Annotated in this window: 18 protein-coding genes and 1 tRNA gene; 5 read left to right on the top strand and 14 right to left on the bottom strand. The window is 64.2% G+C overall.

Annotation, left to right across the window (positions count from 1 at the left end):
- Window positions 1–32 precede the first annotated feature (32 nt).
- Together MEICH_RS0119555 and MEICH_RS0119560 are read left to right on the top strand one after the other, a co-directional pair.
- Window positions 33–737, top strand: a complete 705-nt coding sequence (locus MEICH_RS0119555; RefSeq protein ID WP_027893994.1) for an alpha/beta hydrolase — start codon at window positions 33–35, stop codon at window positions 735–737.
- A gap of 90 nt (window positions 738–827) precedes the next feature.
- Window positions 828–1,568 carry a ZIP family metal transporter gene (locus MEICH_RS0119560; protein WP_027893995.1) on the top strand — a complete coding sequence of 247 codons (741 nt, stop codon included), beginning with the start codon at window positions 828–830 and terminating at the stop codon, window positions 1,566–1,568.
- A 66-nt stretch (window positions 1,569–1,634) separates the two neighbouring features.
- Here the strand turns inward: MEICH_RS0119560 and rsfS are convergent, their stop codons facing one another.
- Entirely contained in the window at window positions 1,635–1,982 is a 348-nt protein-coding gene (gene rsfS / locus MEICH_RS0119565; protein WP_027893996.1) for a ribosome silencing factor, read from the bottom strand.
- A 285-nt stretch (window positions 1,983–2,267) separates the two neighbouring features.
- Here rsfS and MEICH_RS0119570 point away from each other — a divergent pair, with 285 nt between their 5' ends.
- Window positions 2,268–3,836 (top strand): cation:proton antiporter family protein, encoded by a 1,569-nt coding sequence (locus tag MEICH_RS0119570; protein ID WP_027893997.1) that lies wholly within the window; start codon window positions 2,268–2,270, stop codon window positions 3,834–3,836.
- 193 nt (window positions 3,837–4,029) lie between these two features.
- On the opposite strand, the gene MEICH_RS26190 is transcribed toward MEICH_RS0119570, so the two are convergent.
- The 13 genes from MEICH_RS26190 to MEICH_RS28220 all read right to left on the bottom strand — a co-directional run bounded on the left by MEICH_RS26190 (window position 4,030) and on the right by MEICH_RS28220 (window position 16,406).
- Window positions 4,030–5,208: an LCP family protein gene (locus MEICH_RS26190; protein WP_051304372.1), complete on the bottom strand. Its 1,179-nt coding sequence runs from the start codon at window positions 5,206–5,208 to the stop codon at window positions 4,030–4,032.
- Window positions 5,209–5,289: 81 nt separating this feature from the next.
- Window positions 5,290–5,826, bottom strand: a complete 537-nt coding sequence (gene yqeK, locus MEICH_RS0119580; RefSeq protein ID WP_174422457.1) for a bis(5'-nucleosyl)-tetraphosphatase (symmetrical) YqeK — start codon at window positions 5,824–5,826, stop codon at window positions 5,290–5,292.
- Between the two features lie 4 nt (window positions 5,827–5,830).
- Window positions 5,831–6,406: a nicotinate-nucleotide adenylyltransferase gene (nadD, locus tag MEICH_RS0119585; protein WP_027893999.1), complete on the bottom strand. Its 576-nt coding sequence runs from the start codon at window positions 6,404–6,406 to the stop codon at window positions 5,831–5,833.
- A gap of 156 nt (window positions 6,407–6,562) precedes the next feature.
- The gene (gene obgE / locus MEICH_RS0119590; RefSeq protein WP_027894000.1) at window positions 6,563–7,813 is read right to left on the bottom strand and encodes a GTPase ObgE; all 1,251 of its coding nucleotides are present in this window, start codon (window positions 7,811–7,813) and stop codon (window positions 6,563–6,565) included.
- Between the two features lie 70 nt (window positions 7,814–7,883).
- Complete coding sequence (gene rpmA, locus MEICH_RS0119595) at window positions 7,884–8,162, bottom strand: 50S ribosomal protein L27 (RefSeq protein WP_027894001.1); 279 nt, start codon at window positions 8,160–8,162, stop codon at window positions 7,884–7,886.
- Window positions 8,163–8,243: 81 nt separating this feature from the next.
- Complete coding sequence (rplU, locus tag MEICH_RS0119600; RefSeq protein WP_027894002.1) at window positions 8,244–8,549, bottom strand: 50S ribosomal protein L21; 306 nt, start codon at window positions 8,547–8,549, stop codon at window positions 8,244–8,246.
- Window positions 8,550–8,922: 373 nt separating this feature from the next.
- Window positions 8,923–8,998: transfer RNA gene (locus tag MEICH_RS0119605), tRNA-Ala, on the bottom strand.
- A gap of 226 nt (window positions 8,999–9,224) precedes the next feature.
- Window positions 9,225–10,664: an undecaprenyl-phosphate galactose phosphotransferase WbaP gene (gene wbaP / locus MEICH_RS0119610; protein WP_245587716.1), complete on the bottom strand. Its 1,440-nt coding sequence runs from the start codon at window positions 10,662–10,664 to the stop codon at window positions 9,225–9,227.
- Window positions 10,665–10,666: 2 nt separating this feature from the next.
- Window positions 10,667–11,800, bottom strand: a complete 1,134-nt coding sequence (locus tag MEICH_RS0119615; RefSeq protein WP_027894004.1) for a glycosyltransferase family 4 protein — start codon at window positions 11,798–11,800, stop codon at window positions 10,667–10,669.
- Between the two features lie 9 nt (window positions 11,801–11,809).
- Window positions 11,810–12,829, bottom strand: a complete 1,020-nt coding sequence (locus MEICH_RS30755; RefSeq protein WP_084542436.1) for a glycosyltransferase — start codon at window positions 12,827–12,829, stop codon at window positions 11,810–11,812.
- Window positions 12,830–13,669 (bottom strand): glycosyltransferase family 2 protein, encoded by an 840-nt coding sequence (locus tag MEICH_RS28210; RefSeq protein ID WP_218916438.1) that lies wholly within the window; start codon window positions 13,667–13,669, stop codon window positions 12,830–12,832.
- Window positions 13,670–13,818: 149 nt separating this feature from the next.
- Window positions 13,819–14,490: a class I SAM-dependent methyltransferase gene (locus MEICH_RS30760; RefSeq protein WP_084542438.1), complete on the bottom strand. Its 672-nt coding sequence runs from the start codon at window positions 14,488–14,490 to the stop codon at window positions 13,819–13,821.
- A gap of 395 nt (window positions 14,491–14,885) precedes the next feature.
- Window positions 14,886–16,406 (bottom strand): flippase, encoded by a 1,521-nt coding sequence (locus MEICH_RS28220; protein ID WP_084542439.1) that lies wholly within the window; start codon window positions 16,404–16,406, stop codon window positions 14,886–14,888.
- 413 nt (window positions 16,407–16,819) lie between these two features.
- Here MEICH_RS28220 and MEICH_RS0119630 point away from each other — a divergent pair, with 413 nt between their 5' ends.
- Both MEICH_RS0119630 and MEICH_RS0119635 read left to right on the top strand, forming a co-directional pair.
- A complete protein-coding gene (locus tag MEICH_RS0119630; RefSeq protein WP_027894006.1) occupies window positions 16,820–17,173 on the top strand; it encodes a prepilin-type N-terminal cleavage/methylation domain-containing protein in 354 nt (117 codons plus the stop codon).
- Window positions 17,174–17,237: 64 nt separating this feature from the next.
- Entirely contained in the window at window positions 17,238–17,606 is a 369-nt protein-coding gene (locus tag MEICH_RS0119635) for a prepilin-type N-terminal cleavage/methylation domain-containing protein (protein ID WP_027894007.1), read from the top strand.
- Window positions 17,607–17,749 lie beyond the last annotated feature (143 nt).

Raw genomic sequence — 17,749 nt, forward strand, 5'->3', positions numbered from 1 at the left:
AGGCGGGTCCGGGCCGGTATTACACTTGATCCATGGGCAACGTCCTGGTGTTGCACGGCTTTACCTCGCACCCCGTCCTCACTCTAGGCCCCCTCCCCGAAGCCCTGCGGCAGTCGGGATACACCGTGCTGCAGCCCGCGCTGCCCGGTCACGGCACCCGCCCGGAAGACCTGGAGGGGGTGCGCTGGGAGGACTGGTACCGGGTGGCGCTCGAGGCCTACCGCTCCCTGTCCCAGCCCCGCGCGGTGGTCGGCCTCTCCATGGGCGGCCTGCTGGCGGCCAAGCTCGCGGCCGAAGAACCCACCGAGGCGCTCGTTGCCCTGGTGCCCGCCCTGGGCTTCGTGGACCGCCTGGCCCCCTTCGCCCCCTACCTGAGCTGGCTGATCCGCCGGGGCAAGGGCACCAACTCGGTGCTCGACCCCGAGCGGCGGCGCAACAACCCCAACTACCCCTACTTCCCCACCAAGGCCTTCGTGGAGGTGCTCGAGCTCACCCGGATGGTGCCGGGCTACCTGCCCCGGGTCAAGGCCCCGGCCCTGGTGCTCCAGGCCCGCCACGACAGCACCGTCGCCGAGGCCGCGGTGCGCCGCTACTACGAACTTTTGGGGAGCGCCAGCAAGGAGCACAAAGTCTACGACAGCGAGCACGACCTCCTCCTCGACTCCAAGGCCGACGAGGTGGCGGCCGACGTGACCGCCTGGCTGCTCCGGGTCCTCCCGCCCCAAGACCGGGCGTGAAGCCTCGCCGGAGCGCCGCCTGGGGGAAGAGCCCGACAAAAGGGGCTTCTTTTATTGCAAGTGATAATCACTTGCAATAAGCTGACCGGGATGGAGCCGACGACCCTAACCGTATTCCTCTACGCCCTGCTGACCGCCGTCGCCACGGGGCTGGGGGCGCTGCCTTTCCTGCTGCGGCGCGGGTTCAGCCGCCGGACCCTGGGGGTCGCCAACGCGGTCGCGGCGGGGTTGATGCTGGCGGCGAGCTTCGGCCTGATCTACGAGGGGGTGGGCTACAGCCTGCCCCGCGTGCTGCTGGGGGTCCTCGTGGGCCTGGCCTTCATCGTCCTCACCCACCGCCTGCTGGGCCGTTACGAGGACTTCCGGCTGGGCAACCTCGGCGTGCTGGACTCGCGCAAGGCCCTGCTGCTGGTGGGCATCATGACGGTGCACTCCTTCGCCGAAGGCGTGGGGGTGGGCGTGGCCTTCGGCGGGGGAGAGGCCTTCGGCGTGTTCATCACGCTAGCTATCGCCGTGCACAACATCCCCGAAGGTCTGGCGATCAGCCTGGTGCTCGTACCCAAGGGGGTTTCCGTGCTCCGGGCCGCGTGGTGGAGCGTGTTCTCCTCGCTCCCCCAGCCCCTGATGGCCGTCCCCGCCTTCCTGTTCGTCGAGGCCTTCCGGCCGGTGCTGCCCTTCGGCCTGGGCTTCGCCGCCGGGGCCATGATCTGGCTCGCGGTCGCGGAGATCCTGTCGGAAGCCCTCGAGGACGCCCCCGCGTCCAGCGTGGCTACGGCCCTCACCGTCTCGGTGGCCGCGATGGTGGCCTTCCAGTTCCTCATCGGCGGGTAGCCGCGGCAAAGCGAAAGGACAGGGGAGGCATGGTGCCTCTGTCCCTGTCCTTTGAAAAGGCTGGGCTCAGGCGCTCAGGCGGCGGGCGTCGGTCCAGAAGCCCTCGAGGTCGTAGTATTCACGGGCCTCGGGGGTCATGATGTGCACCAACACCTCGCCGTAGTCGAGCAGGATCCACCGCTGGCTGGGGCCTTCGACGTGGAGCGGGGACAGGCCTTCGTCCTCCAGCCGTTCGCGCACCGCCCGCTCGAGCGCCTCGAGGTGCGGGCGGCTGGTGCCGGTGGCGATGACGAAGAAATCAAGGCTCTCGGACGCTTGTCGCAGGTCCAGAGCCACCACGTTTTCAGCCTTTTTGTCTTCCAGGGATTGGCGGATCAGCTCGATCTTTCGGGTAGTATCCAGTGTTTTCACCATCTGCCAATAGTGTAGCGCAAGTGGGTTGGAAGAATGTGTGCAATTGGCTAAGGGAGCGGGTCGCGTGCAGGACGCTGAACGCCGGGCGCCGATGGCCGATAGCTGATAGCCGCGCCCGGCGTCGTACGCGAGACGCAAGACGCGAGACACCTCGGCCCTCGACCCTCGACGGCGGCGGGGAGGGGTAGCCACGAGCCACGAGCCATCCGCCCTTCGCTGACGGCTAATACCTACCTGCCGGGCCGCTCATTTTCCAACCGCCTGCCGACCCAATAAACTCCTTTCATGGAAGCCCTGTGGGTGCTGGGAGCTTATGTGCTGGGGCTGGGGGCGAGTGCGCTGGGCTTGCCGCCCCTGGTGGGCTATCTGGCGGCAGGGTTTGGGCTGGGGGCGCTGGGGTTGCGGGGGGGAGACCTGCTGCACGAGCTGGCCCACGCCGGGGTGCTGCTGCTGCTGTTCAGCGTGGGGCTCAAGCTGCGGCTGGCGAGCTTGTTCCGGCCCGAGGTGCTGGGGGTGGGGAGCTTGCACCTGCTGCTGGCGGGGGGCCTGACCACGCTGCTGCTGTGGCCCTGGCTGGACAGCTCAGCCTGGTACGTGGGGCTGGGGCTGGGCTTCTCGAGCACGGTGCTGGCGATCAAGCTCCTGGAGGAGAAGCGCGAGCTCTCCACCTACCACGGGCGGGTGGTGGTGGGGATCCTGGTCCTGCAGGACCTGGTGGCGGTGGCCTTACTGGCGGCGGCGGGGGTCAAGACCCCCACCCCCTGGGCCCTGCTGCTGCTGGCCCTGCCCCTGCTGCGCCCGCTGGCGGTGTGGGTGCTCGAGAAGAGCGGCCACGACGAGCTGTTGCTGCTGTTCGGGGTGGGGTTGGCCCTGGGCGGGGGGAGCCTGGCGGAGGCGGTGGGCCTGTCGGGCGAGCTGGGCGCGCTGCTGCTGGGCGCGGTCCTGGCCGGCCACGCCCAGACCACCGAGCTCTCGCGCACCCTGTGGGGCCTTAAAGAGGCCTTCCTGGTGGCTTTCTTCCTCGAGATCGGCCTGGGCGGCTTCCCCCCCCTGGACCTGCTGGGTGTGGGCCTGCTGATCCTGCTCTCGCTGCCGCTGCAACTGGCGATCTTCTTCGCGCTGTTCGTGCTGTTCGGCCTGCGCGCGCGCACGGCGTTCGTCTCGTCGGTGGCGCTGGGCACCTTCAGCGAGTTCACCCTCATCACCTCGAGCGCCGCCGTGCGCAGCGGCGTGCTCGAGGAGTCCTGGGGCGCGCTGCTGGCTTTGGTGGTGGCGGCCTCGTTGGTGCTGGTGGCCCCCCTCAACCGGCGGGTGCACCGGCTGTACCAGCGCCTGGAGCCCTACCTCCTGCGCTTCGAGCGCTCCGGCTACCACCCCGACCGCGAGCCCACCCGGCTGGGGCAGGCCCGCTGGCTGGTCGTGGGCATGGGCCGCACGGGCGGGGCGGCCTACAAGCTGCTCGAGCGCGAGGGCGAGCGCGTCGTGGGCCTCGACGCCGACCCCTCCAAGCTGGAGGCCCACCGCGCCAAGGGCCGCCGCGTGCTCTACGGCGACGCCGAAGACCCCGAGCTGTGGGAACGCCTGGAACTCTCCGGGATCAAGGGCGTCCTGCTGACCATGCCCGACCTCGAGGCCAAGCTCCGCGCCGTCGAGGGCCTGCGCCGCCGCGGCTTCCCCGGCCTCATCGCCGTCACCAGCTACCACCGCGAGGAAGACCCCATCTTCGAACGCGCCGGGGTGAGCTTCATCTTCCACCCCTTCGCCGAAGCAGGCGAACGCCTCGCCGAGCGCGCGCTCGAGCTGCGCGAGGTGGGGGAGCCCGCCAGGCAGCCGGCCTCGAACGTGGAGGGGTGAGGGGAGAAGCCGTCAGCGATCAGTCGTCAGCCGTCAGATTGTGGCTAGTTGACCCCTCGCCGGCCCTCCCGGCCGGCGCCGAGGGCCGGGGGCCAAGGCGTTTTGCGTCTGGCGTACGGCGTACGGCGTACGACGTAGGACGTACGACCCGCTATCGGCTATCAGCTATGGGCTATCAGCGTTCGGCGCTGGACTACCGGCCCTCGACCACCGACGCCCTAGGCCCCGGCCCGGCGTCCGGGAGCACGATCAGCGCGTCGTAGCCGGGGGGATCCACGGTGTAGCGCGTGAACAGCGGCAGGTGCAGCAACTCGGCGTAGTAGCGGGCCACCTCGACGGAGGTGCCGGTTCGGATGTAGACGCCGGGGCCCAGGCCGGAGGTGTTTTCGGCCACGTCGGGCAGGGGTAGGCCCAGGCGGCGGAAGCCCTCGAGCAAGTCGGCGGCTGGGGCTTGGGTGTTCTCAACCGAGCGCTCGCCGGCGGCCGGCCGTAGCACCGCCACCTTGCCTTCGGGCGCGATGCCGGTGAGGAGGTTGAGGTCGAGGGAGAAGAACTCGCTGAGGAAGCGGTTGCGCTCCTCCTCGTCGTAGCGCAGGAAGACGCCGTCCTCGTAGGTGGGCAGCGTGGCCGAGCGCAGCGAGACCCCGCGCAGGTAGGGGAGCCAGGCCAGGGCGTCCTGGACGCTGAGGTCGGTCTCGAGCTTGCCCCAGAGCTGGTTGGCCAGCCCCGGCAGGCGGCTCCAGTACTTGGGCTGCTTGATCTTCTCGGCCACCTGGCTCAGCAGGTCCTTGATGCGGTCGAGGCGGCTGTAGTCGCTGCCGTAGCCGTGACGGAAGCGCATGTACTTCACCGCGTCGGCCCCGTCGAAGTGGTTGGGCCCGGCGGGGAAGTCGATGAAGAGCCCGGCGGCGCGGTCGGTGTACTGCATGGGCTCGGGCAGCACCACGTCCACCCCGTCCACCGCGTCGACGAGCACCTTGACGACGTCGATGGTCAGGATCACGTAGTGGTCGACCGGCAGCCCGAGCGCGTCCTCGACGGCGTCCACCAGGCCCTGGGCCTTGCCGCGGGCGTAGGCGCCGTTGATCTTGCCGCCGGTGAGGGGGGTGTAGAGGTCGCGCGGGAGGGCGACCAGGCTCACCTCGCTGCCCCGGGCGGCGGCGTAGAAGATGGTGTCGGTGCGGTCGCCCGGCCCGCAGGGGGTGTGGTAGCCGCAGTACTGGATGTCGCGGGCGGCGATCACCAGGCTCATCTCGGGCTGCTTGCCCACCCGGAAACCGCCGCCCCCGCCGCCGTGGCGCAGGTCGCCGGGCTCGGGGGCGAAATGGATGGCCGCCGCCAGGCCGAAGAAGGCCAGGCTGAGAAGGATCAAGGATGCTCGAGGTCGGCGCATGAATGAACCCTGACAAAGATACCCGATCGGCGAGAGCAGCCGCGGGCCGACAGCCTGAAGCTACGGGTTGGAGCTTAGACCCGGCTGAGCCAGCAACTCGCGGTAGGCCTCGAGGGTGCGCGGGTGGATGGGCACGCCCTTGTGCTGGAGGTACTCGACCTTGCTCTTCACGGCTTTGCGGTAGGCCTCGAGCAGTTGCCCCTGCAGGGCCATCTCGCGGATGTCCTCGTTGACCCCCCGCCCCGGCTCCGACACGTCGGCGACGTAGACCGCCATGCCGATGCCCTGGCCGGGGTGCACCCCGTAGACGTGGCCCTCGATGGCCTCGAGCACCCCCTCGTCCTCGACACCCCACGACTCGGCCAGCCGCCGCCCGGCCCGCCCGTGCAGGGCCTTGGGGTGCTTGCACTCCACCTCGTGCTGCGGGGGGGCCAGCTCGGCCAGGCGCTCGGGGCTGAACTCGCGGGCGGCGTCGTGCAGGATGCCGGCGAGGTAGGCCCGCTCGGGCTCGAGGCCGTTGGCCTCGGCGATGCGGGCCGCCAGCTCCGCCACGCGCAGGATGTGGGCGAAGCGCTCGGGGCTGACCAGGCTCCGCACCCGCTCAGTCCACTCGGTAAAAGCCGTGTTTACCAAGGAAAACCTCCACCTCCAAAGGCAGCAAGTAGCGCACCGAGCGGCCCTCGCGCAGCCGCCGGCGGATCTCGCTGCTGGAAACGTCGTAGCCGGGGATCTCCAGCAGGCGGGTGCGCCCCTGGAAGAAGGGATGGATCTGGGGCGTGTGGCCCGGGCGGGTCACCGCCACCAGGTGGGCGAGGTCGTCGAGGCGCTCGGCCTGGTGCCAGGAGTCGGCGTCGTTGTAGGCGTCGGCGCCGGTGATGAAGAAAAGCTCGGCGGTGGGGTAGCGCTGCTGGGCCTCCGCGAGGGTGTCGACGGTGTAGCTGGGGCCCGGGCGGTCGAGCTCGAGGCGGCTGGCCTCGAAGCGCGGGTCCTGCGCCGTCGCCAGCACCACCATCTCGTGGCGGGCCTCGGCCGGGGCCACCGGCGTCTTGTGGGGCGGGCGGGCCGCCGTCACGAACAGCACTCGCTCGAGCCCCAGCGCCGACGCGGCCTCCGAAGCCGCCAGGAGGTGCCCCAGGTGGATGGGGTCGAAGCTGCCGCCGAAGATGCCGATGCGCATAAGACCGATGCCGAACGCCGAACGCTAAACGCCGAACGCCCAAAGACCGCCGGTGGCCCGCGGCTGATCGCCTGCGAGGGAGAGCCTCCGGCCGCGGGCCACGGGCCACGGGCCACTAGCTATATGCAATGCGCCATGTGCCATACGCTTCGCGGTTCACACCTCCGGGATGTACTCGAATTCCACCCCGGCGAGCCGCACTGTGTCGCCCGCACGGACACCGCGGGCCTCGAGCGCCGATTCTACACGATAGCGTTTGAACAAGTCCTGGAGGTAGCCCGCCATCTCGCTCACCTCGCCCTTCATGCGCGCGAGCTGGCGCTCGAGCTGCGGCGCGCTGACCTCGAAGACCCCCTCCTCGACCTCCTCGACCCGGATGCGGTTATCGGCCGGGGGGCGCGGCTGGGGCGTCTCCAGGGCCGGCTTGGGCGCGGCCTGCACCAGCGCGAAGAGGGTGGCGACGAGGTGCTCGAGGTTCTCCCCGCTCAGCGCCGAGATGCCCAGCACGGGCAGGCCAAAGGCGGCGAGTTCGCCCTCGAGCCTCGAGGCCTCCTCAGGCGAGAGCAGGTCGATCTTGTTGAGCGCGACCAGCGAGGGGCGCTTGAGCAGCTCGGGGTCGTAGGCCCGCAGCTCGGCCTGCAGCGTGCGCAGGGTCTCCACGGGCTGGTCGCTGCCGTCGAGCACGTACAGCAGCACCCGCGTGCGCCCGATGTGGCGCAGGAAGTCGAGCCCCAGGCCCTTGCCCTGGCTCGCCCCCTCGATGATGCCAGGGATGTCGGCCATGGTGATGCGCTCGCCCTCGCCGCGCTCGATCACGCCCAGGTTGGGGGCCAGCGTGGTGAAGGGGTAGGCCGCCACCTTGGGGGAGGCGGCGGTGAGGTCGTCGAGCAGGCTGCTCTTGCCGGCGTTGGGGTAGCCCACCAGGCCCACGTCGGCCAGCAGCATCAGCTCGAGCCGCAGCCGCCGCTTCTCCCCGGGCAGCCCCCCCTCGGCGAAGCGCGGCGCCTGCCGGGTGGGGGTGACGAAGTGGCGGTTGCCCCGCCCGCCCTGCCCGCCCTGCGCGGCCACCACCGTCTGGCCTTCCTCGACCAGGTCGGCCAGCAGCTCGCCGGTCTGTGCGTCGAAGACCCGCGTCCCCCGGGGCACCTCCACCACCAGGTCGCGGCCGCTGCGCCCGTCCATGCCCTTGCCCAGCCCGTGCTCGCCGTCTTCGGCGCGGTAGACGCGCTTGGAGAGGGTCGACAGCGAGTCCACCTGGCCCAGCGCCCGCAGGATGACCGAGCCGCCGTCGCCGCCGTCGCCGCCGTCGGGCCCGCCCTTGGCGATGTACTTCTCCCGCCAGAAGCTGATGGCCCCGTCGCCGCCGCGCCCGGCGCTCACCGTGATCTCGAGCGTATCCCTGAACATGGTCCCAGACTAAAAGCTCGAGGCCGAAGGCTAAAGGCTCGTGGCCTTCAGCTTTCGGCCCTCACTGAGCTTACGCTTGGCTGACTTCCCCGGCCGCGGCGGGCTTCACGGAAATGAAGCGCCCCTTGCGGCCCTTGTCGGCGAACTCCACCACCCCGTCCACGAGGGCGAAGAGGGTGTAGTCACGGCCCATGCCCACGCCGGCGCCGGGCTGGAACTTGGTGCCGCGCTGGCGCACCAGGATGTTGCCAGCCCGCACCACCTCGCCGCCGAATTTCTTCACGCCCAGGCGCTTCGCTTGGGAGTCGCGCCCGTTCTTCGTCGAACCCAGACCCTTCTTATGTGCCATAACAAGCTCCTTCGGAGTGCCTACAGCGGATAGCCGATAGCGGACAGCGGTTCCGGGCTACGGGCTACCGGCTACGGGCACTTAAGCGCGGATCTCCTTGACCACGATCTCGGTGTACTGCTGGCGGTGGCCCCGCTTGCGGCGGTACTGCACCTTGGCCTTGAACTTCATCACCAGCACCTTGCGGCCCTTGCCGTGACCCACCACCTCGGCCACCACCTTGGCGCCGGGCACGGTAGGGCTGCCCACCACCAGGTTGTCCCCGCCCAGCATCAGGGCGTCGAACTCGACGGTCTGACCCGCTTCGGCCTCGAGCTTCTCCACGCGCAGTTTCGCGCCGGGTTCGGCCCGGTATTGTTTTCCTCCGGTCTCGATGATTGCGAACATTTAGGGTTCCTCCGCGCAGGCTTGACAATGGCAAGCCTTGGGCTCTCGGCCCAGCCAACGATCAACTATAGCGGCTGGCGCCAGATATATCAAGCCCGAAAGGAAAACCCCGACTCGTACCAGCGAGACGTGACCTCATTCTGTTTCTGGCGTACAAAGCGCAGTTTGAGCCGTTCTAACGTTTCGCTCATACTTTTCCTTCCGATCGCCAGTAAAGCCGGGGTTTTTCCCGTCGGGCTGTGGCCCCGAAGGTCTGTTAAGACCGAGGGCGAAGCGCGCAGGCGCGAGGCAGCTGGGAGCTATCCTGACACGGTAAAAAAGAATCCCCTCTTTGTACTGAGTCAAAGAGGGAATTCCCTGTCCTACACGGTCTTGGTGGAGCTGAGGGGATTCGAACCCCTGACCTTCTGAATGCCATTCAGACGCGCTCCCAGCTGCGCCACAGCCCCGAACAGCAACCGCTATGTTAGCGGGGTGCCTCGAGGTTGTCAATACTGGGCCCGCCCGTCCCCCTGCATAGCGCGTCCAGATCGGTGAGGAGCTCGAGGCGCGCCGCCTCGAGTTTGCCCTCTAGGCTGCCGGGACTGGGGCTTGTCGGCACGCCCTCACGACCGCCGGCAGGCGTCTCATTCCGCAGGTCAACCGGGCCTCGAGGGGGATTCGTGGGAACCGCTCTCAGTAGGCTCCGTTTTTGCTCAGCACGGCCATCGTGGTCCGGGCCAGGATGTACAGGTCGAGCCATACCGACCAGTTGCGCACGTAGTAGGCATCCAGCGCCACCCGCTGGGCGTAGGAGGTGTCGTTGCGCCCAGAGACCTGCCACATGCCCGACAGCCCGGGCCGCACCTTCAGGTACAGGCTCAGCTCTTGGCTGTAGCGCCCGACCTCCTCTTGCACGATGGGGCGGGGCCCCACGAGGCTCATCTCGCCCTTGAGCACGTTCCAAAGCTGGGGGAGCTCGTCGAGGCTGGTGCGCCGCAGGAAGCGGCCCACTCGAGTGACCCGGGGGTCGTTTTTGAGCTTCTGGTTCTGCTCCCACTCCTCCCGCAGCTCCGGGTGCTGCGCCAGGTACTGCTCGAGCACCCGGTCGGCGTCCGGGACCATCGAGCGGAATTTCCAGGCCCTGAACATCCGGCCGCCCTGGCCGATGCGGGGGTGTCCGTAGAAGACGGGACCTTTCGTCTCGAGGCGGATCAGCAGCGCGATCACCGCGGTGAGCAAGGCCAGCGGCAGGGCGGCCAGCGCGACCAGGCTGAGGTCCATCAGCCGCTTGAGGAGGCGGGGCCCGGGCAGCAGGAGTTGTTGGCGCAGCTCGAGGGCGAGCATCCCGCCGAGGTCGCGGGGTGAGATCCACAGGCTGCTGAACCCCAGCAGGTCGGGGATGAGCAGGAGGTGCGGGAAGACCCGCTCCTGCTGCTCCAGAAGCTTCAGCAACTCCCCTCGAGGCACCCCCGGCATGGCGACCACCGCGTAGCGCACCCCCAACTGCCGGGCGACCGCGGGGGCCAGGTCCATGCCCCCCGCGACCGGCACCCCCGCGCAGGCCGTGCCATGACGGCTCGCGTCGTCGTCGAGCATGGCGATGGGCTTAAAGCCCAGCCCGGGCTGAGCCTGGAGCGTTCGAACCACCTGGCACTGGGTGGCCCCTGCCCCGAATATCACCACGGCCTCGCCCCACCAGGGCTTGGCGGCGAACAACTGCCGCACCAATGCCCGCCCCAGCGGCACCAACAGCAAGCTCAACAGCCAGACCACCAGGAACACCGAGCGCGAGTAGAGCTCGCCCCCCTTGAACAAGAAGGTGGTGGCGCCGAACACCAGGAAAAGGCCGCTCGAGGTGTACGACAACAGCCGCAACTCCTCGACCGGGGTGAGCCCAACCCGGTAAAGCCCCACCAGGCCATAGATCGCCGCGAACACCACCAAACCCGGCCACAGCCCCGCGTAGAGCTCCAAGGGGAGGCTGCCGGGCAGGAGCCAGCGTACCCAGATGGTCACGGCCGAGGCCAGCCCCAGCATCAGGACGTCGGAAAAGAGCAGGGTCGCCGAGGTGAGCCAGGGCAAGCAGGGGTTGTGCAGCAGGCGCACCGAGGTGCTCACTGGGCGGCGTAGCATCGTTACTCAGGGTAACGGCCGCCGGCTTTGGAAGTTACGAATTTTGACCATTCCCTCTCCACCAGGCTCCTGAACTGCTGCCGGAACCGTTCCGCCCCGAACCGTTCGACCGTTTGGCGTATGGCACTGGGGGTCCAGGTCTGCTGCTCGAAGCGCTCGACGGCCTCGATGATCGCTCGAGGCGTCTGTTCGGAGAAGAAAACGCCGCCGACCCCCTCCTGTACCGTCTCGAGCGCTCCGCCTTTGCCGTAGGCGATCACGGGCGTGCCGCAGGCCTGGGCCTCCACCGGGATGATCCCGAAGTCCTCCTCCGCCGCGAACACGAACGCTTTCGCCCGCTGCATGTGCTCCTTGAGGGAGGAGAAGGGCTGGTAGCCCATCATTTGGACGTTGGGGGCCGCCTTCGCCTTGACCTTCTCGAAGTCGGGGCCATCCCCGATGACTACCAGCTTGCGCCCGGGCATCTGGCTGAAGGCCTCGACGATGAGGTCCATCCGCTTGTAAGGCACCATCCTCGAGGCCGCCAGGTAAAAGTCCTCCTTGTGCTCGTGCAGCGTGAAAGATTCCACGTCCACAGGGGGGTAGATCACTTCAGCCTCGCGGCGGTACGCCTTGCGGATGCGCCGGGCGATGTAGTGGGAATTGGCGACGAACACGTCAACCCCGGCCGCCGTGCGTTGATCCCATAGCCGCATGTAGTGTAGGAGAGCGCGAGCCAGTGCGCCTTTTACCCCCCGCTCCAACCCGGCTTCGCGCAGGTACTGCGGCTGCAGGTCCCAGGCGTAGCGGATAGGGGTGTGAACGTAGCTCAGGTGCAACTGGTCCGGCCCGGTGAGCACCCCTTTAGCCACCGCGTGGGAGCTCGAGATCACCACGTCGTAGGCGGAGAGGTCGAACTGCTCAATAGCCAGCGGCATTAGCGGTAGGTACGTCCGGTACTTGCGTGTAGCCCAAGGTAGACGCTGTAGAAAGGACGTGTAAACCGGATGTTTTGCCACCTCACGAGCAAGAAAAGGCTCGGGGTCATGTACAAGCGTATAGAGGGGGGCCTCGGGGTAGAGCTGCATGATGGCTTCGAGGACTTTCTCAGACCCGCCTGGGGTCACGAGCCAATCATGCACGAGCGCTAGACGCATAGCGGCATACTAGTGGTGCAACAACGCCTTGTACAAGCTAAGGTGGGCCTCAGCAATCGCATCCCAGGAGTAAATCTGAGCCCAGGCTCTTCCCCTGGCGCGGAGTTGCTCCATACGGTCGGGCGTAGCGAGCAACTCCTCTAGGTGCTTCAAGGCCTCGGCCGGCTTATCTGCATACACCACCGCCTCGCCGAGTGAAGCGGGAGTTTGGGGGCCACGGGTAGTTACCACTACGGCGCCATTCCCGAGTGCGGCCAACAGTGAGCCACGCCGCTCAGAGGCCCCGTCCGGAAAGGGGAGATAAGCAAACCCGCAACGGGCGAGCCGGGCAGCAACTTGATCTGAAGTCAGACTCGATTCCCAGGCTAGATTGTCGAGTCCCTGAGATTTTTCTTTTAGCGACTGAAGATAAGCGTGGCGGTCGGCCTGGAGTGCGCCAATGATGACAAATCGGAAGGGGTGTGGGTTGGAAGCAGCCATTCGAGCCAGGTCAAGAAAGGCCTCGAGGCCCTTGTTTGGGCGAATAAGGCCGAAGTAAGCGACTTCAAACACGTTGCGGCCGGGCGTTGGCTCAGTAAATGGAATGTTGCTTCCTATAGGGACGACGCTAGATCGCGACCACACCTGCGGGAGCCACTTGGTCAGCGCGCCTCGTTCAAAGGGATTTGTGAACACTACGTGGTGGGCACCGCTTGCCAGTCCCATCACCGCAATTCGCCGGAGTGGGTGAGCCTGGCTGAATTCGTGTACGGTCACGGCAACCGGAACAGTCCTCGCAGCTCTCCAGATCAGGGCAAGAGGGCCGAGGCCGCTCCCATACGCCACGGTCGGGTACTGAATATGTAGGATATCCGGCCTTACGTCGTTTATCCGACGCCATAGCTCGCCCAAACTCCATAAGCCCCAATGCTCGCCCTGAATAACAGAAGTCAGTATGCCCTTTCTAGCCAGTGCCTCTACTAGGTGGGCGGTATAGTCGGCCACACCGCAAGCAGCGGGCGGGACGGAACTAACAAAGGCTACGTGCATTTATCCCCTTGATAAGCCACCCTGCAGAGTAGCCAACGCTCGCTCCCAATCCCTCTGCAGTACCCGCTTTATAAATCGTCCCCCTACCCCGAGAACGACTGGGAGGAGAGGCAAAGGCGCATGCCGCGTGAAAAAGCGTCGTGCCGACCTGTTAAAGTACCGGTCAAGCGTTGGGCTTTTTTTGCCCATGCTTGCGGACTCCTTGTGTAGAACCTTGGAGTTCGTCGCCACCGCTAATTTCCAGCCTGCCTTGCGCAAACGAAAGCTGAAGTCAGTGTCCTCCCAATACATAAAGTACCCATCATCAAGAAGGCCTACCTTCTCGAATGCTATCCGGCGCACCAGTAAACTCGCGGCCACCAGGTAGTCCATTCGTGATGACTCCACATTGGTGTAGTGGCGGGAATACCCTATCCACAAGGATACCTTTCCCCCGCCGTACGCCTGTATCCGCTCTGGCTGGTCCATGTAATACAGCACTGACCCCACCGCCCCAATCGCCCCGTTGCTCTCTGCCACCTCGACCAGCGCAGAGAGCGCTCCTTTATCCACCACCGTATCGTTATTGAGCAACCAGACGTAATCTGCTCCGTGCTCCACTGCGGAGCGAATCCCTACGTTGTTGCCCCCGGCGAAACCCAAGTTTGCGCCCGTTGACACAACAGTTACGTCCGGTGCGGCTCTGCGTATTTCATGCACTGATCCGTCCGTCGAGCCATTATCTACAACAAGAATGCGGTAGTTGGGGTAATCGAGCGCTTGGAGAGAAGAGATGCAGGCCACGGTGTCCTGCCAGCCGTTCCAATTCAAGATGACGATATGAACTGATGGGTTGAACACTGATGTCACTATAAGCCCAGCAGCGCTCGACCGTGGTCACAGTCCCACCTCCACACTCGAGCCGCCGAGTGCATACAGATCTGCTCAGAGAGTAAGGGCAAGCGCTACTTCAAGATGGTGCTCCCAGAACACGGACTAACGGTGCCCAGTCACTTTTGTTTTCCGGCGATCAACACCAACTCCTCGCCAAGATCGCCAGTTCGTAAAAGACTCTGCTCCAGCAACTGAAAGACCAGACCTTGCAGCCTGGAACCGGCGTTGGCTCCCTTCGCTCGAAGTAATTCGCCTATCGGTGACCCGCCAGGAAGCGCGCTATTCTGGCGTATCAGCTTGCTGGTTACGAAGCGCCACCATGCCGAGTGGGCAACTGTACGTATCTCGATGGGGCACAGCCCACTCCTGCGAACACACTCCCCCAAACTGTATTGAGTGAAGAGGTAAAGATGCCGTGGTGGATCCCAATCAAGCCAAGCCTGGCCGAAGTATCGACTTCCCAAGCTTCGGCTATTAGGCGTTGCGATGACTACCTTCCCCCCCTCGCGTAGGAGTCTGCGACAAGCCTGCAGAACGCTGATTGGGTCAGGCAGATGCTCAATTACGTGGTTCAGGGTTACCACATCGAAGCTCCCCTCCGCCCAGCCCGCCTCCTCCAAAGTTCCCTGATGTACCTCAAGGCCCCGTCGCTGAGCTAATTGTGCTGCCACAGGGTCGGGCTCAATTCCCGCTACCTGCCACCCTAGGTCGCGCATGCGCGCCATGAAATCACCACTTCCGCATCCCACATCGAGCAAGCGTCCCCCTTTTTGTAAGGGGAGCCACATGACAGAGGATCCGGCAAAATCGTATAGAAGCCGTACTCGCGAAAGAATACGGCCTAAAAGTGCATCTTTGCCTTTCTTATTAACTAGAGAGCTATATCCAAAACTTTCCGCCAGGATACCGTTCTTAATTCGCTGGAGTAGGGATTGTTTGTTTGTAGCCCTCTCCGATCCTACGTGGGTATAGTAGTTTGCATAGAGTTTCCCGATATCTTCCGGTACGGGGCGAGGATCGAGCCAGGCCAGTTGGCAATGGGAGCAGTAAGCGATATTCCAGAGCCCTGAAGCCGCGAATATCCGGTCACGTAAGCCTCGGTACAGGGAACTTCCCTGACGGCCACACTGATAGCAGTTTGGGGCTTCTACAACACGTATACCCTCGTTATCGTAATGGTCCTTCACGGCGTCTCCCTTTTCAACCAGCCTACAATCCGCCTGCGCTCCTTCTCAGTCAGGAACCCCTTCCAGACCATTCCTAGCGCTATCAGAAGAAGAGTGAAAAAGAGGGCCACTTGCTCCCAAAGCAGGTTTCCTCGAGTAACCACTATGGAGGCTATAGCGCTAAAAGCGAGCACTCCCCCAGCCACCTGAGGTACGCTCTCTCTCCACAGAGCTAGGGGTGAAATCAGGGATAACCGATGGGCAAGCAGAAATAATATTAAAGCGTCAACGGTTACCCGCAGGGTCCAAGCCAGAGCTGCCCCCACTACTCCCCAAAGACGAACCAGTTCCCAAACGAGCAGCAGGTAGAGCGGCAACTCGAGCAAGTGAAGTTTAGCCGTCAGGTCGGGCCGACCGTGAGCCTGAATCAGGGTGTAGGCAATCTGGGCCAGTGAATTGACTAGAACCCCTAAACACAGGATCTGCAGGACCGAGGTACTTTCCCTGGCAATGGACTCCCCAACCCAGAGATTCAGGAGGTCTGAGGCATAGATGACGATGAACACCGTGATTACGCCTAGGGAAGCCAGGATATACCTGACCGAGCGGGCTGTGAGAAGTCCGAGGGCTGCCTTCCCTCCGGTCGTGGTCAAGTAGCTAAAGGCTGGAAATAACGTGGCGATAAAACTACCTGGGATAATCCATAAACGAGTAACCATTTCATAGGGCATGGTGTAGTAAGCTACAGCACTTATAGGTAGCAGGGTGCCGATGATGAACCGGTCAAAATAGACCAGTACCGGCCCGACAATACCTGATACACTGATCCACCCGCCAAAGCTGAGCAATAAGCGCAGCTCTGAGCGTGACAATCGGGCAGGCGAGCGGATGAAGGGAAAGAGCTTAACGCAAACTCTGTAAAAAATAATCAGCATTAACAGGCGGGAAAGCAGCAGAAAGCCAGCGATGCCAGGAAGGCCGAACCCAGCTAAGCCGCCAACGAGTGGGATTAGGTAGTTGGCTGCTGTAAAGGGGGCACGTACTGCGTTGAGTAAGTCGAAGCGCTGGGAGGCCTCGAGAAGACCACTAAATGAACTACCCACCAGTACCAATGGAAGTACAGCGGCCAAAATATAAAAAGCCGTACGGACCTCATTCTGGGACTCTACGGGGATGTTGAGGGTGTGGTCTACAAGGAATGGTGCTAGACTCAGTAACGCTAAACCACCCAGTAAGCCGAGTAAGGTTTGAGCGAACACCGCATTCCAGAGAATCAGGGGAATGCGGTGCTGCTTTTGGCTCCCCAAAGCTTCTGCCACGAACCGGGTAGTTGCTCGGCCGAGACCCAGGTCAAAGACACCGAAGTAGCCCAGGATTACCCAGATCAGCCCGAGGACGCCAAAGCGATCAATCCCTAATACGTGTACGGTAGGCGGGATCGCGATAAATGCCACGACAAGAGGCAACCCTTGTCCCAGCAGGTTGATCAAGGTATTGCGCGCCAGGAGTTGCCCCTCAGGCCTGGGACTATTGGGCATCCGCTCCTTTATAGGCCATGCAACTTGGTAGCTCAAGCAGCTAAGCCGGGCTTATCCCCTACAGAGCCTCGGCCGAAGGCTTCACACCTCAGCCGGTAGATACCCCTTAAGGGCCTCTCGGCAAGCGTCCAACCCCGAAAGCTTAATGATATTTAGGTAACGCCCAATTGTGTCTATGCCGTATTAAACGAGTTAAATGAGGACTGTGAGACATAGCGCTAGCATGGTGTGATCTTATAACTTGTTCATTTGCCCTTGCTTGCCTCTACACCCCTTGCTAGCATCACGCTTGGATTGAGGCACGACCTCAAGACCAACCGTCGGCAAATCGGCAATAGGCCCTCTAGCTGCACTACTGGAAGCCCCGCGCCAATACCCATACATCAGCTTGGCCGGGAGAAGGAAGGAAGAACATGCGCAACGCTAAAGGCTTCACCCTGATCGAGCTCCTGATCGTCATCGCGATCATCGCCATCCTGGCGGCCGTGCTCATCCCCAACGTGCTCAACGCCCGCAAGCGCGCCAACGACCAGGCCGCCGGCGCCTACGCCCGCCAGGTCGCCACCTGGCTCGCCGCGGCCGACACCGCCGGCACGCCGATCAGCACCATTACTAGCTGTACTGACGGAGTCCTGCAGAGCGAGGGTGCCCCGGCCACCTTCCCCAAGGCCGTCAGCAACTGCGCCATCAGCTACAACGCGAGCACTGGTCGGAGCACCGTCACGGTCACCTCGGTCAACAACGTTACCGTAACCGCGGTGTACTGAGGCACCCTTAAGCTGACGCAGGGCCGGGGTCATTCCCGGCCCTTGCTCCCAGAAGGGGGCCTGGATGCACAGGGCAAGGGGTTTCACGCTCATCGAGCTCCTGATCGTCATCGCGATCATCGCCATCCTGGCCGCCGTGCTCACCCCAAGCGTGTTGACCGCCCGCAAGCGCGCATTAGACATGGCTAGCCAGATGTACCTGAAGCAGGTGGTACAGTGGATTGCTTCGGCCGACACTCTAGGCAGCGATGTTAGTGCACTGGACGGGGACAACTGCAAAAGCACTATCCTCCAAGATGAGGGTGCTCCGGCGGAATACCCCAGGGCTGTGAGAAGCTGTGTGATCACCCGTGACTCAGCAGATAATAAATACACCATCACGGTGAACTCACAAGCCAGCGGGGTGTTTAGTGCGGTTTACTGGCTGCGCTAAGGTATCGAACCTTTTCGGGCGACTCCAGCTAAAATGGGGTCGCCTAAGGTTTCTGGAGAAAGATGCTTAAACGAGACTATCAATTTCCCCAGATTTGGCTAGCCGTTGTTCTAGGACTCATATGGAGTTTCCCATTTTTCGTT

The organism is Calidithermus chliarophilus DSM 9957, from assembly GCF_000430045.1.
Lineage (GTDB): Bacteria > Deinococcota > Deinococci > Deinococcales > Thermaceae > Calidithermus > Calidithermus chliarophilus.

Bases quoted from the DNA above. Each gene is read 5' to 3' on its own strand.
- wbaP (WP_245587716.1), bottom strand. From the start codon at position 10,664: ATGCTACGCCGCCCAGTGAGCACCTCGGTGCGCCTGCTGCACAACCCC.
- rpmA (WP_027894001.1), bottom strand. From the start codon at position 8,162: ATGGCACATAAGAAGGGTCTGGGTTCGACGAAGAACGGGCGCGACTCC.
- MEICH_RS0119635 (WP_027894007.1), top strand. From the start codon at position 17,238: ATGCACAGGGCAAGGGGTTTCACGCTCATCGAGCTCCTGATCGTCATC.
- MEICH_RS30755 (WP_084542436.1), bottom strand. From the start codon at position 12,829: ATGCACGTAGCCTTTGTTAGTTCCGTCCCGCCCGCTGCTTGCGGTGTG.
- MEICH_RS0119615 (WP_027894004.1), bottom strand. From the start codon at position 11,800: ATGCGTCTAGCGCTCGTGCATGATTGGCTCGTGACCCCAGGCGGGTCT.
- rplU (WP_027894002.1), bottom strand. From the start codon at position 8,549: ATGTTCGCAATCATCGAGACCGGAGGAAAACAATACCGGGCCGAACCC.
- rsfS (WP_027893996.1), bottom strand. From the start codon at position 1,982: ATGGTGAAAACACTGGATACTACCCGAAAGATCGAGCTGATCCGCCAA.
- MEICH_RS28220 (WP_084542439.1), bottom strand. From the start codon at position 16,406: ATGCCCAATAGTCCCAGGCCTGAGGGGCAACTCCTGGCGCGCAATACC.
- MEICH_RS30760 (WP_084542438.1), bottom strand. From the start codon at position 14,490: ATGTGGCTCCCCTTACAAAAAGGGGGACGCTTGCTCGATGTGGGATGC.
- nadD (WP_027893999.1), bottom strand. From the start codon at position 6,406: ATGCGCATCGGCATCTTCGGCGGCAGCTTCGACCCCATCCACCTGGGG.
- MEICH_RS0119560 (WP_027893995.1), top strand. From the start codon at position 828: ATGGAGCCGACGACCCTAACCGTATTCCTCTACGCCCTGCTGACCGCC.
- MEICH_RS0119570 (WP_027893997.1), top strand. From the start codon at position 2,268: ATGGAAGCCCTGTGGGTGCTGGGAGCTTATGTGCTGGGGCTGGGGGCG.
- obgE (WP_027894000.1), bottom strand. From the start codon at position 7,813: ATGTTCAGGGATACGCTCGAGATCACGGTGAGCGCCGGGCGCGGCGGC.
- MEICH_RS0119630 (WP_027894006.1), top strand. From the start codon at position 16,820: ATGCGCAACGCTAAAGGCTTCACCCTGATCGAGCTCCTGATCGTCATC.
- MEICH_RS0119555 (WP_027893994.1), top strand. From the start codon at position 33: ATGGGCAACGTCCTGGTGTTGCACGGCTTTACCTCGCACCCCGTCCTC.